General features: G+C 44.7%; 12 protein-coding genes and 1 tRNA gene. 5 read left to right on the top strand and 8 right to left on the bottom strand.

Translation table 11 applies throughout. The features are described 5' to 3' along the window. Positions 1–10 precede the first annotated feature (10 nt). Positions 11–970: a ribose-phosphate pyrophosphokinase gene (locus WC222_02660; protein ID MFA6915271.1), complete on the bottom strand. Its 960-nt coding sequence runs from the start codon at positions 968–970 to the stop codon at positions 11–13. Positions 971–986: 16 nt separating this feature from the next. Next, positions 987–1,058, bottom strand: a tRNA-Gln gene (locus tag WC222_02655). Between the two features lie 132 nt (positions 1,059–1,190). Here WC222_02655 and WC222_02650 point away from each other — a divergent pair. Then, positions 1,191–2,123, top strand: coding sequence for an FAD-dependent oxidoreductase (locus WC222_02650; GenBank protein ID MFA6915270.1), 933 nt, complete (start codon positions 1,191–1,193; stop codon positions 2,121–2,123). A gap of 174 nt (positions 2,124–2,297) precedes the next feature. Here the strand turns inward: WC222_02650 and WC222_02645 are convergent, their stop codons facing one another. The 3 genes from WC222_02645 to WC222_02635 form a co-directional block, all read right to left on the bottom strand. Further along, entirely contained in the window at positions 2,298–2,423 is a 126-nt protein-coding gene (locus tag WC222_02645) for a hypothetical protein (GenBank protein MFA6915269.1), read from the bottom strand. 342 nt (positions 2,424–2,765) lie between these two features. Next, positions 2,766–3,941, bottom strand: coding sequence for a citrate (Si)-synthase (locus WC222_02640; GenBank protein MFA6915268.1), 1,176 nt, complete (start codon positions 3,939–3,941; stop codon positions 2,766–2,768). A gap of 17 nt (positions 3,942–3,958) precedes the next feature. After that, positions 3,959–4,954, bottom strand: coding sequence for a malate dehydrogenase (locus WC222_02635; protein ID MFA6915267.1), 996 nt, complete (start codon positions 4,952–4,954; stop codon positions 3,959–3,961). A 141-nt stretch (positions 4,955–5,095) separates the two neighbouring features. Here WC222_02635 and WC222_02630 point away from each other — a divergent pair, with 141 nt between their 5' ends. Both WC222_02630 and queC read left to right on the top strand, forming a co-directional pair. Further along, positions 5,096–5,746 (top strand): radical SAM protein, encoded by a 651-nt coding sequence (locus WC222_02630; GenBank protein MFA6915266.1) that lies wholly within the window; start codon positions 5,096–5,098, stop codon positions 5,744–5,746. 3 nt (positions 5,747–5,749) lie between these two features. Continuing rightward, on the top strand, positions 5,750–6,385 hold the full coding sequence (queC, locus tag WC222_02625; protein MFA6915265.1) for a 7-cyano-7-deazaguanine synthase QueC: 636 nt from the start codon (positions 5,750–5,752) through the stop codon (positions 6,383–6,385). Here queC and WC222_02620 read toward each other — a convergent pair. Together WC222_02620 and WC222_02615 are read right to left on the bottom strand one after the other, a co-directional pair. Further along, complete coding sequence (locus WC222_02620) at positions 6,375–7,649, bottom strand: hypothetical protein (protein MFA6915264.1); 1,275 nt, start codon at positions 7,647–7,649, stop codon at positions 6,375–6,377. The genes queC and WC222_02620 overlap by 11 nt on opposite strands. Before the next feature lie 193 nt (positions 7,650–7,842). Beyond that, positions 7,843–8,619 (bottom strand): caspase family protein, encoded by a 777-nt coding sequence (locus WC222_02615; GenBank protein MFA6915263.1) that lies wholly within the window; start codon positions 8,617–8,619, stop codon positions 7,843–7,845. A 248-nt stretch (positions 8,620–8,867) separates the two neighbouring features. Here WC222_02615 and WC222_02610 point away from each other — a divergent pair, with 248 nt between their 5' ends. After that, positions 8,868–10,532 carry a hypothetical protein gene (locus tag WC222_02610; protein MFA6915262.1) on the top strand — a complete coding sequence of 555 codons (1,665 nt, stop codon included), beginning with the start codon at positions 8,868–8,870 and terminating at the stop codon, positions 10,530–10,532. Between the two features lie 10 nt (positions 10,533–10,542). Here WC222_02610 and WC222_02605 read toward each other — a convergent pair whose 3' ends face one another. Further along, positions 10,543–11,889, bottom strand: a complete 1,347-nt coding sequence (locus WC222_02605) for a hypothetical protein (GenBank protein MFA6915261.1) — start codon at positions 11,887–11,889, stop codon at positions 10,543–10,545. Between the two features lie 67 nt (positions 11,890–11,956). On the opposite strand from WC222_02605, the gene WC222_02600 reads away from it, so the two are divergent. Further along, positions 11,957–12,832 (top strand): hypothetical protein, encoded by an 876-nt coding sequence (locus tag WC222_02600; protein ID MFA6915260.1) that lies wholly within the window; start codon positions 11,957–11,959, stop codon positions 12,830–12,832. The last annotated feature ends 131 nt before the right edge of the window (positions 12,833–12,963 follow it).

Below are 12,963 nucleotides of genomic sequence, written 5' to 3'. Positions count from 1 at the left end.
AATTGTTAATCTACCTATGATTCCGAGAAGAAATGGACTCGTGAGAAGTGGAGCAGCGGATGGCATCGCCAAATTGAGGGGCTATGGAGCACGTTTTGATTTTAGCCGTTCCCGTTAGACGGGAAGTTTGTGGAATGGTATCGGTTGTAAGGATCCAATCCAGCTGGCTGTCTTCTATTGTGGTGATTGCATCACCGACAAATAGGCCGTGTGTGACGACGGCATTGACTGAACGTGCGCCCTTCTCATGGCATGCTTTCGCTGCTGACACTAAAGTGCTCCCGGTAGAGCACACATCGTCAGCGAGAAGAACATTTTTTCCGGTGACAGAACCGATGATGTTAAGAATTTCAACATCGTCGTTTTTCTGTCGTTGTTTGTCTATGATGACAAAATCACAGTTTAAAGCGGAAGCGTACTTTCTTGCAGTCTTTACGCTACCGATATCCGGAGCGACAACTACGTCTGGTGCATCTGTCATGCTTTTGAGGGCATCGATCAGTGCTATACGTCCAGGCAAGTCATCGACAGGGATATTGAAGAAGCCTTGCACTTGCGGCGCGTGCAGGTCCATCGTGAAGAGATGTTGAACACCTGCTTTTTCGAGCAGGTCCGCAACGAGGCGAGCGGTGATGGGCACACGGGGCTTGTCTTTGCGGTCTTGGCGGCTGTACCCGAAGTAGGGTATAACGGCTGTGACAGACTGCGCAGAGGCTCTTCGTAAAGCATCGATGATGATGAGGAGTTCGACGAGGTATTCGTTTGGATGAAGAGAGACGGACTGCACGACAAAGGTGTGTTTGCCACGTACGGACTCTTGAATCAAGACTGATATCTCGCCGTCAGCAAACGTCGAAATCTCTATCGGACTTAGATCTACTCCGGCATGCTTAGCAATGTTACGTGCTAAGTCTGGATGGGAAGATCCCGAGAGGACAGCTATTTCCGACGCATGATGGGTCATCGGCATCTTTGCTTTAGTTAATTTAGGGTGGAAGGATTCGAACCTCCGAATGGCGGTACCAAAAACCGCTGCCTTACCACTTGGCGACACCCTATCGATTTAACGATTACAGAAAACATATTAAGCTACCCTCATAAATATTTACAAGCTAAAATCAATTTTTCACTTCTTCTAGCTAAAATTCACAGGAATTATTACACTAGTCCTTTTTGAAAATTAAAGACTTATGCGTATTGCAATTATCGGTGCCGGATTCTCCGGACTCTCTATAGCATGGCACCTACACCAAGCAGGATGCCACACAACCACCCTATTCGACAAAGCAGGCATTGGCGGCGGATGCTCTGCCATCGCAGCAGGGCTCCTGCATCCTTATGGAGGTGTCCGCTCCCGACTCAACGCCCTCGGACTCGAAGGAATGGCCGCTACCCAGCGGCTCCTTCAAGCTGCAGAAAAATGCCTCAATACACCTGTCGCATCCAAAACAGGACTTTTCCGCATCCCCACCTCCCCGCACCAGCTCAAAGAATTTCAAACTTCCTCCCAGCTGTACAATATCCCCTGGAGTAAATCCCTCGGACAAGAAGCACTCTTCATTCCTGACGCCCTCACAGTCAACTGCCCACTCTACCTTGAAGGACTCTGGGCCTCCTGCCTCGAACAAGGCTCCTCCCTTCAAATCGACCTCATCTCCTCACCATCCCAACTTTCCAACCTCTTCGACATCATCATCATCGCCGCTGGTGCAGACTCCACAACACTCCACCCTGACCTCCCTCTCAAACCCCTCAAAGGACAAATCATCACCGTCTACAACTCTTTCAACATCTCCACACCCACAACAACCGACTGCTACATCATCCCCCAAAATAACCTGCTAACCATTGGCGCTACCTTCGAACGTAACTTCTCCTCCCCCCTCCCCGACCCCGCCCTCGCCTCACAATCCCTCCTCCCCACCCTCGACCCATTCCTACCCAACATCTCCTCCTCAACCATCCTCTCCTGCAAAGCCGGCATCCGCGCCACAACACCCAACCGCCTCCCCCTCCTCAAAAAACTCTCCCACAACACATGGATAGCCTCCGGCCTCGGCTCCAAAGGCCTCCTCTACCACAGCCTCCTCGGCCAAAACACCACCAAAACAATCCTCTCCTAGCAGGCAGGGTTTCACCCTGCACCCAGCAGGACTTTGTCCTGCACCTACCAAAGGTCTGGCGACCTTTTGGAATCCGCGAGTTGCATCGCTAGCTCGGAAGTATGTTGTGCGAGGGTTTCGACACGAATCTCCGATTCGTGTCGCCGACGTTGACCTGCCCGCTTCGCGGTCACGTCAAGCATTATACTCAACCTTAGTCCTTTCAATCAGGAATTGGTATTCACGAATAGACTCCGGCAAATGACTGAAATATGTTTGGTCAGGATCTTCTTTTGCTTTTTGAAGGAGAAATAGAGTCATGGAACAGTTCAAGAACTTGTTGTATTTGTATAAACCCTTCTTGATCTAATCCTAAGTAGAATCTGACTAAGTAATTTTTCGTAAGTAGCCGGAGTCTATTCGTGAAAACTGATTCAAAAAGGGGGAGGATAGGGTTGAGTATAATGCTTGACGTGACCGCGAAGCGGGCAGGTCAACGTCGGCGACACGAATCGGAGATTCGTGTCGAAACCCTCGCACAGCCAACCTCCAAGCCTACGATGCAACTCGCGGATTCCAAAAGGTCGCCAGACCTTTGGTAGGTGCAGGACAAAGTCCTGCTGGGTGCAGGGTGAAACCCTGCACGAACCCCTTGACCTTGAATTAGGAGGAGGGTTGTTTGTAGAAGAATTTGGGTCGGTAGATGGGGACGCCTTTGCCGTCGCGGGCTTCTAGCCTTTCGTAGGTTATTTGGCGGGAGATTCCGATGCAGCGGGAAAGCCCGAAGAGGACGGTGAAGTAGTGTGGATATGGGAAGCCGGAAGCGGAGAGGAAGGATCCAGAGATAGCGTCGACGTTAGGAAATGGGTCGGACACTTTAGGGTTTTGTTTAAGGATATCGGGGCCGGCAGCGCGTAGAGTGAGGGCCATTTTGACAAGTGGGTTGTCGGGGTAGAGTTTTTGAGCTTCCGAGTAAAAGATAGAGGCGCGGGGGTCTTCGACGCGGAGGACAGCGTGCCCGAAGCCGAAGACGATTTCATTATTGTCTAGCATGCGAGAGATTTCGTTTTTGACAGTATCTTCAGTGGCATTGGCGCCGAGTTTCTTTATGAGGAGATGAACGAATTCCAGGCATTCTTGGTTAGCTTTACCGTGTCTTGGGCCGGCTAGAGCGCACATAGCAGCAGTTAGCGAGCCGTACATATCTTCCAGTCCGGACGAGACTGCTTTTCCGGTGAAGGCGGAGAGATTGCCGCCGCCGTGGTCGAAGTGGAGGACGTTGAAAAGTTTGAAGGCGTGTGTAAGGGCTTTAGGGTCAGCGTTGGGGGTATTGAGCATATGGGTAAAGTTCTCCATATAACCCAGTTCAGGTTGAGGAGGTTTGGTGCCGCCCCAGCTGCCGTGAAAATTTATGACGGTGGCAGTGAGTTGGGGTAGTTTAGCTATGAGGTTTAGGGCATCTTCGCGGTAGTCATTTTTCCCTTCGAGGGAACCTAGAATGAGGAGGGCCATGCAGAAAATTTTCATGGGGTGCACATGGCGTGGGAGGGCGTGGATGTGTTTGATAACTTCGGGGGAGATATGTGAGCGTTTGATGAGATCTTCTTTAAAAGTTTTAATTTCAGCATCGGAGCCTTCGCGTCCATTAAACAGGAGGAAGATAACATTTTCCGGGTTCCAGAATGCCATATCTGCGAGGGATTTCCCTACATAGAAGAGGCCTTTTTGGGGATCTACCGAAGAGGTTGTGCAGTAGCCCACGGGGTAGCCGCGGAGGCCTGTTTCCAAGTTTTCTTTTGTGATGGTTAGGAGCACATCGTCCTTAGTCATTTCAGCCATGATATATCTCCGGTGAGTTAGCGTACTGCAAGGCGGTCGACCATAGATCGCTCTTCGATGAGCTCTTGCATGGTGGCCTTAAGTTTAGCTTTAACATTTGGGGTGAGTTCAATATTAGGGACGATTTCAAATCTGCCATCACCGAGAGATTTGCAGGGGAAAGAGAAGATGAGGTCTTCATCGATACCGTAGGGGTTGGAGGCAGAGTAGACGCCCATTGAGAACCAGTTGCCGTGGGGGGTAGGTTGGTAGAGGGCTTTGACGTGGTCGATGATGGCATTGGCGGCGGAGGCTGCGGAGGATTTCCCGCGGGCGGCTATGATGGCGGCGCCTCGTTTCTGCACTTGGCTGTAGAAGTCATTTTCTAGCCATTCAGGATCTTTGATGACTTCGTTTGCGGGGGTGTTATGGATGCGGGCGTTATAGGGGTCGGGAACTTGGGTAGCGGAGTGGTTGCCCCAGATGATAACGTTGGAAACATCGGAGAGGGGGACGTTGGCTTTTTTTGCCAGCATACTGACGGCGCGGTTTTGGTCGAGGCGAGTCATGGCGTGAAAGTGGCTGGGGGGGATTTTCTTACATTGCTTAAGTGCGATGAGGCAGTTGGTGTTGCAGGGGTTGCCGACGACGACGACTTGGACTTCGGGTTTAGCGAAGGCTTCTAGAGCTTTGCCTTGTTCGACGAAAATTTTGGCATTTTCTGCAAGAAGTTCGCCTCTTTCCATGCCGGGTCCGCGCGGTTTGGAGCCAATGAGGAGTGCGAGGTCGATATCGCGGAAAGCTACTTTAGGGTCGCTTGTGACGATAATTTCTTGCAAAAGAGGGAAGGCGCAGTCTTCGAGTTCCATGCGGACGCCTTCTAGGGCAGGTAGGGCTTCGGGAAGTTCCAGTAGTTGGAGGGCAACGGGTTGATCTTTGCCGAGCATTTCGCCGCTGGCAATGCGAAAAAGTAGGTTGTAGGCAATTTGGCCTGCGCTTCCGGTAACTGCGATGCGTTTGAGTGGTTTGGCCATGGGAGATATCCTTCTGTTTTTAGCGCATCATAGAATTCGACAAGTTATTCTGCAAATTTTGGAGTGAAAAAACATGAAGAAACATCTGGCCAAGAGGAAGATATATATGATATATTCTCTTGCACTATGAGTATAAATATTGTGAATTCTAAATTAAATCTTATTGAAATATTCCGTAGCGTGCAGGGTGAAACCTCTTATACCGGCTTACCTACAACATTTATAAGATTGGCGGCTTGTAATTTACGTTGCACTTGGTGTGATACCACCTATTCTTTTGGAAGAGGAGAGCCTTGGGAAGTCGAAGTTATTATCGACAAAGTCAAAGAGTTCGGATGTAAATACGTGTGCGTCACCGGCGGCGAGCCTTTGCTACAAAAAGACGTTCATACTCTTATGAACCGATTGTGTGAAGCGGGGTATAAACTTAGCTTGGAGACCGGTGGATCTTTACCTATTGCGCATGTGCATCCGGACGTTAAAATTATCTTAGACCTGAAATGTCCCGGCAGTGGTATGAGCGCTAAAAATTACTGGGGAAATATTCCTATTCTCAAGGGAAGTGATGAGGTCAAATTTGTCCTGTTAGATCGAGTTGACTATGAGTGGGCGCGCGATGTGTGCCATAAACATGGTCTAACCCATCTAGTGGAAGAAGTGCTCCTTTCTCCTGTACATGGAAAATTAGATCCTAAAGACCTTATTCAATGGATGCTTGAAGACGCATTAGACGTCAGATTGAATTTGCAGGTTCACAAGTTCATTTGGGATCCGGAAACAAAAGGTGTTTGATAAATGAAAGCTATCATTTTATTAAGCGGCGGAGTGGACTCTGCTGTAGCCTTGGCCTATGCACTGAGTGAAGGGCGAGAGTGCATTGCTCTCAGCTTTGACTATGGACAAAGACACAGAACGGAATTAGACAGTGCCGCCAAAATCTCGCAATTCTACAATATTCCGCATATCGTCCTGCAGCTTCCGAGCTGGGGTGCTGAAGCCGTATCGCTCTTATTGTCCAATCAACCAGTACCAACAAATAGAACGAAAGAAGAAATAGAACAAAGCGGTGTCGCCCCCACTTATGTTCCTGCCCGCAATACTATTTTCCTCTCCTATGGAATCGCCGTCGCTGAAGTCCACGGAGCCTATGAGATCTATATAGGTTCTAATGCAGATGACCATTTCCCCTATCCGGACTGTCGCCCTGCCTACTTTGAGGCCTTTCAACAGGTAGCTAACCTTGCGACAAAACAAGGTATTGAAGGCCGTCCTTCAAAAATTATCGCTCCTTTCGTCGGATTAAAAAAACATGAAGTGATAGCTTTGGGAAAGCGGTTAGGATCGCCTTTGGAATTAACATTCAGTTGCTATGCTCCTACGGCTGAAAATGCTCCGTGCGGAGTCTGTGATGCATGCCGTCTTAGGCGCTGAAATTAAGCTTATAGAATAAGCCTGAGGTTGTTCTGTAGGAAGACAAGGTTGAGGTATAGGACAATAACTTAGCAATCCCCTCTTGTGAGCACTCTACCCATTCCTTGGCAAGCTCGCGTGTCAGCCATGAAGACAGCTCATTGCACTTATAGGCACATTCAGAGGAATAGAAATACGATCTGCAAAGTTCCAATAAGCGAGCGATGAAAATTCCTTTTTCAGGATTTACAGCAAAAAGATTCTCTTCCACTTGCACTAGGTCATTAGCAAAGGCGGAGGTGTCCCCGGTCAGTTCGGAAAGTAATTTTAATACTTTTCCCACATGCTCAGGCTCATTGGATATGCATTCCAATCTTTCCATTAAATCTTCTACCGAAGCAAAACCTTCTCGATAATACATCCAAGGTATTACCAAAGCTTGAAGAATATAGCTCCAACGCGCTTTCACATCTCCAAGCTTGGAGTTTCTTAATGCCTCTAAAGACTGGTTGAAAAGGGTGTTTTTTTCTTCTTTTGAAGCACGGCGTAATTCCATAGCGATATGTGCCGGCACTGCAATACTTGTACCTAAACCAAAATGATCTAAAAATACTTTAGCTTCTTTTATAGACAGTTGCGACGTCATACTTCTAAGCCATGCAGGCCAATCTACACTTCTGCTCTTATGGCAGGGACGCCCTGCAATATATTTACGCAGTTTAGTTTCTAGTTCGTCGATGTGCCCTTGTCCAAAGCCTTTGATATGGACAAGTGACGAAAGGTCTACGCTGATAAGGTCATCCACAGTTTGTTTGTTTAATCCGAGCAAAAGCTTTTCTGTTTGGCTGGAGAGTCCAAGAACATGCAAAGGCTCTAATAGAAAACAAGGGGTAATCCAATGCCTATACGCAGGACCAAAATCAAACTCTACTTGTGCTTCTAGTTCAGTTAGCGGACATAATGTTTTAGAAGGAACTTGAGCTTTCTCTGCCCCGCTACCCATCACACGGATGGACTTCGGATCGACGGATTCAAGCGAATAGATTTTTTCAAGTCCATGCGAGTATGCTGTGCGACCTGTAGAGGGCTCGCGTGCGCCCTTAACTTTATTGATAACAGTCTTATGAGCGGCTGTGGGATAAGTAAAGGTGGTGGAAGAAGCAGGGGTCACAGTTCCAGAGGGTGAGACATACGCTTGCCTTCTTACAGCCCCGCCTTGAGCTGCTTCGATAGGCAGATCGATGATCGCCGTAAGCTGTTTTTTAAACTGGTCCCAAAAAGTCATAGTGGTCGCATGGAGATTTTGTCATTTGCGCCTCATCATGAGCAATCTACGAAAAAAATCCTAGAGAATTATGCGATAAAAAAAACAAAAATCAATAAAAGGCGCAAAAAACCTTGCATTTATTTTTGAAAAAAGAGGTGTAGCAGCTTTAAAAGTGTGAAAACCTAATATTTGAGGATAAAGATTTTGGCTGTTACTGCTCAAAATGAAAATCCGGGATAGGCTTATTTGCTTGGATCATCTTTTCACGTACATGCAGCATCACATTCGTCCAATTTAAGGCTTCTGCCTCCAATACTTTTTGACGAATAACAGAGAGTAAAGTCTCCGTATATAAACCGCCTTCATCTGTCGCTTCTGCATATCCCCCTTCCGTTACAGCCGTTCCAATCAAAAGGCCTTTGGATTGAAGGAAAAGTTTTTTGTAACCGTTCAGTTTCCTTAGAGTTGTCACAGGGTTCACCAGTAAGGATTTGTGAAACACTATATTTCCTAGGAGTTCATTATCCAGATAGTTATTGCAGCTATCGGCAAAGACTATGGCTAAACGTGGTTTTTTTGCGGTGATCTCATCTAAAACTTCCTGCAAAGGAACCATTTTACCTACTAGACTAAAATACAGATAAGGCCAACGACTACCCTGCTTATCTTCGGGATGGTACCCATGCCCGCTAAAATAAAACACAAAGGTGTCTTTGGATTTGACATCGATTTTCTTAAGGGTCTGGAATAACTTACGTGGAGTAGCCTCTTTTCCGGTCAATTTGACAATATTAGTCTTCATTCCTGAAAAGTGAGCAGCTCTTTCCAGTTCAGCATTCATCTTTTCACAGTCGCGTTGGGCTGAAATTCCTGCTAAATACTCGGTGGTATCACACACGAGCAAAGCGTGAATAGTTTTAGCTTCTGCAGCGCCGAGGGGTAAGATGTGCAAACTTAAAAGAATTACACAAAGAAATAATCGTTGCATTAGTGATATTAAGTTAATAATTTGTAGTATCCACACTATAACTATAATATTGACTTTATATCAATAAAAATTTTAGAATATTACATCTATCTATTTCATTAGAGTCCTTTGACTGCCCAACTTAAGACTGCTTGTAGGAAACTGCCGGGTGAAAAGGGAATGTTGCTTAATTGTTGCACTGATTAGAGATACCTATAATGCTAAGAAGCAAGAATTAAATAATAAATAAAAATAGACTATGGCTCAAGATGTCAACAATTAATCAATATTCAGGACTATTAGATTTAGAACCTTTTAAAAGGGATACCTATTGGAGTGGATTATTTAAATGTGAAGATAAATTCTACCAAAAAGAATTGTTCTTCAAGTCTGTTTCCACGTCCCTATTAGCTACCGGGCTAGCAGCAGTAGCCTGGGGCGGGTTTTACTTATCTGCAGTCCCCCTTACCGCAGGCGCTATTGCAATTACTGCAGGTTATTATTTTGCCCGAAAAATGGAATTTCCTGAGGACTCTACATTTCAGATCAATAAAGCTAAAACTGAGATTTCTTCCCGCTTTGATGCAGAAGTTTATAAGAAGCATAAAAATGAAGAAGCCGCTCTTAGCCTTTTTAATTTCCACTTTCAGCGTAATTCCAATTCATTGGAAAATCTGATCACTTTTTTTCAGGATTGTTTTGAAATTTTCTCTCAAGATGCCCAAACCATGCTTAAAACCCATCTTAAGGATCTTGCCTCTTTATCCTCTACCTCCTTTGATGGAAAACAAGAAAAGATTTTCCAAGTGAAGTTCAAATTTACTGAATGCGAAATGACAGATATTTGGAGTGCCCGTTTTAGTGCCCACACATTTTCCGAAATGGTACAGAATTGTCGTACTTTAATACCTTCCACCGCTCTTAAAGGAGCGTTATGTTTGAAATTAGAAAATAATTATTCCTTAATCCATTGTTCGATAGCAATTTTTGAATCAGACATTCCTCTAAAGTCTATTGCAGAAATTTTTAACAATCTGAAAAATTTCAACCATGTTGTCGATTTCCTAAATAGCAATAATACAGACCGTACTATAAACACTGTTGTTGAAAATATTAATCTAGATGTTTTTTCAGGGCCGCTTGTAGAGATATTAAGAGATATTGATAGACAAACGCCTGAAGGCATTGCAAATTTCAAACAAAAAATAGCTGACTACTGTGCATGGCAGATGCAGCTTGATGCAGGAAAAAAACAAGCTTCAAAAATCGAAAGGGAAATGGATGCTATTAAGGACTCACACCGAACGAAAGCAACAGAGATGTATATGTCAGATTCGACGCGAACGCAGCATCCAGTGTCTTGGCTCGATGAACTTAATAGATTGAAAAATGCTGAAGAACAACACTCTGCTTATAGGGCCTCCGGAAGAGAGCTTAAATCAATAGCTAATAAAAAAAGTTTAGTCAATGAGGCTTTAACAGCTGTGCAAAGTAAAAATTTAGTAGTTATTAAGGATCTTTGCATTAAAGTTAACCGTAGTTGCAGTACCGAGCTGAATATAGCTAGTAAACAAGGTCTGTTTGTATCGAGTTATATGTGGGATACTTCACCGAAATGGGATGATCTCGAAAAGATACTAAATACAATCCTAGCATCGATTGAAGAAGAAGAAGCTGCGGAAAAAAGTCAGTTTGCCGGTCTAGAAGAGGAATATTTAAAAGATGAAAAACCTTATAGGGATGCTGCTGCTTCGTACCAGGCCCAATTTAGAAAATACAAAAAAGATTTAAGTAATTTTATTGAAGAAACTCTGAATGATAACCTTCCTAAAAACCTCGCCTATACTGAAAAGTTGATTCAATTAGAAGCTGCAAAAACTATAGTTACGAGATTGGAAGCGTCCTTCGGCCAACCTATTGTGTTTGAATCCTGAGGATACCGGCTTAAGAGGTAACTATCATAGCAGTCAGTTGTGACGGAAATTCCGCGGGATGTGCATTCCCTCTTTCGTCTACTGTGAATGCAGGTAAGAGATGGGCCATACTAGCCGGAAGGTCGGTATGTACCCTTGCATTATTATGTTGCATGCCAATAAATTTATGTGAGAGTTCTTCCAAAGTTGAGTAGAAGGCTTCCTGCAAATACACTAGTCCCACTATTCCCTTGGAAAGATCGCCTTGAGGATGGTCTTTTATTTTCTGAATCCAGGTGGAGGCATCGTTGATTCCCCTATGTTCTATGATATCATTCCAATGCTGCTTCAATTCATTCCATTGAAGGATCATGTGGTAATGTGCACTGCCGCTGATCTGTTCTTTCGTAGTACCCGAGGCAGTGAAAAATCCAAACAGAACATCAGCCAGACCGGGCTGATCAGTCCCTAGTACGATAGGTATAAACTTTAAGCGCATGGAAACAGACTGCCATAGCAGAGCTTTTGCGTCCCATTCTAAAGGAATATCCTCTTTAGGACGTGTCGCAGAACTATTTATCTCTTCTAACATAAGTTTTGCTAGCAAATAACCGGTATGGGCAATGGATTTTAGGACCTTATCCTCTATATTCAATCGATATATCGCGTCGATGATACCACCTAAGGATAGCAGCTGATTAATAAGCCCACTTCTAAGTTCATTCCACGCAGGATTTGTTAAAATTCCCTGTATAGTCTGTGACGCCTCTAAGGGACTAGCCCAGAATGTATCTATGGTTTTTAATGATTCCTCTGTCAATAAGGAATAGACCTCACGCGTGAATGTTTCTACAGCCGCAGTTAAATGATAAGCATCCGGTTCTGTATAGCGCACATCGGATAAAATTTTACGACAAAGAAACGAGTATTGCTGAGTATAGAAAGAAAGTGCCATAAAGTTAAATTTTGCGAGGGCTTGCCGCTGGGAGATAGGATCAATGATTTGAGAAGATTTGCCTATCGCTGCAGGATCTTTCCAAGGAAAGGCCAAAGCGACAGTAATACATCGATTTTCTTTGTGCGATTTGCTGCATCTGCGATAAGAATTGAATAAAATCTGTGTAGGAGTTGAAGTGCCTAGCGGAATAAATAACGGGTGTATCCCTTTAAGGTTACTGATCCATTCATTGACAAGGCGCTCTTCACCCGATGTTGTGGGCATGGAAATACGGAGTATTAAAGGGCCGTATTTTTTCAAACGTGCATAGAAAGCATTGGAAGGAGCCCATAGCTCTTCGTTTCCCGTCAGAGTTGAAGCTGAAACGATAGAAATGTCATTAGCAGCAGGACTAATGCCGGAGCTTTGTTTAAAAATCACGACTAACCTTTGTTCCTATTTCATATTTACGGTATATACAATGTTAAACAATTTTTGAGACATGATAATGGGATTGGACATTCACGGCTACACTTTGGAACAAATTCAAGCCTTATTAGCGCTGCAAGAAGAGACTGTTTCCAAAGAATTAGAGAAACTAGGGAACCTGTTAAGTCTAGAAAACGTCATACAGGTGTTGGAACGTCAAAAGAAAGTTTCATCGCGTAACTTGTCAGCGTTTCTTCTAGGAATGACAGAAGAAACATTCAGTGGGTTACTGATAAATCTTACAGATCCCATTCTATTGCTATTATATCAATCCATCCATGAAGAACCCTTGCTGCATCAGTTAACGGTTTTTGGCCACTCAGCCGAGAAATCATTGTCTGAATTATCAGTAAAAACAGAGCGCTGCTTAATAGAAATAAGTACTTTAAATGATACTGCATCAGGGATTGAGCCTCTTTATCAGAATATTTCCTCATTGGAAAACGAAATGGCAAACCTTACGACAGCCTTACAGAACGCCTTGAAGTTAGCGTGGCAAAGCGATAGACAACAGCTGGTAGCATTATTAAGTCCCATCAAAGAGGCGGCTGAAAGACTACGGCTGCAAAGCCTGGGAAAAAAGAAGAATGATCTCACTCAGGCTACCGGCCTTCATTTGAAGATTGAAGAACGCTTAGGGGCTATCTATGATCGATTATTAATGGATTCTGACCCTTCCATCGAAGCATTGGCTGTCTTGGGTATAGTCTATCTAGAGGATTTCCAAGCCTTAGGTTTGGCGGAACCCGATCGGAAAAATACTTTGCAAGATGTCCAACATATATTGAATACCTTAGGGTTGCGTACCGTAGCAGATGTAAAAGCCAACCGCATCTATTCACGTGGAGCCTTGCAGGATTACGTTAAGCATGCGTATAAATTCATGCGTCTTTGATGTAAAAGTGTATCCTATATTAGGACAAGGTCTCGCTGATGCTTCAGGATTTTACGAAGCGAGCTTTTCCTAGTAGAGGGCCCTTAGTCTTTTAAAAAACATTGTGTAAAGATGCCCTCGACAAGTCAAAG

The sequence above is a fragment of the Parachlamydiales bacterium genome (genome assembly GCA_041671045.1).
Taxonomy (GTDB): domain Bacteria; phylum Chlamydiota; class Chlamydiia; order Chlamydiales; family JABDDJ01; genus JABDDJ01.
This window is presented reverse-complemented; position numbering and strand designations above follow the sequence as displayed.

What these genes read in the sequence shown, in the direction of transcription:
- WC222_02640 (MFA6915268.1), bottom strand. Translation starts at nt 3,941, where the DNA reads ATGGCTGAAATGACTAAGGACGATGTGCTCCTAACCATCACAAAAGAA.
- queC (MFA6915265.1), top strand. Translation starts at nt 5,750, where the DNA reads ATGAAAGCTATCATTTTATTAAGCGGCGGAGTGGACTCTGCTGTAGCC.
- WC222_02660 (MFA6915271.1), bottom strand. Translation starts at nt 970, where the DNA reads ATGCCGATGACCCATCATGCGTCGGAAATAGCTGTCCTCTCGGGATCT.
- WC222_02635 (MFA6915267.1), bottom strand. Translation starts at nt 4,954, where the DNA reads ATGGCCAAACCACTCAAACGCATCGCAGTTACCGGAAGCGCAGGCCAA.
- WC222_02615 (MFA6915263.1), bottom strand. Translation starts at nt 8,619, where the DNA reads ATGCAACGATTATTTCTTTGTGTAATTCTTTTAAGTTTGCACATCTTA.
- WC222_02645 (MFA6915269.1), bottom strand. Translation starts at nt 2,423, where the DNA reads ATGACTCTATTTCTCCTTCAAAAAGCAAAAGAAGATCCTGACCAAACA.
- WC222_02650 (MFA6915270.1), top strand. Translation starts at nt 1,191, where the DNA reads ATGCGTATTGCAATTATCGGTGCCGGATTCTCCGGACTCTCTATAGCA.
- WC222_02620 (MFA6915264.1), bottom strand. Translation starts at nt 7,649, where the DNA reads ATGACTTTTTGGGACCAGTTTAAAAAACAGCTTACGGCGATCATCGAT.
- WC222_02600 (MFA6915260.1), top strand. Translation starts at nt 11,957, where the DNA reads ATGGGATTGGACATTCACGGCTACACTTTGGAACAAATTCAAGCCTTA.
- WC222_02610 (MFA6915262.1), top strand. Translation starts at nt 8,868, where the DNA reads ATGTCAACAATTAATCAATATTCAGGACTATTAGATTTAGAACCTTTT.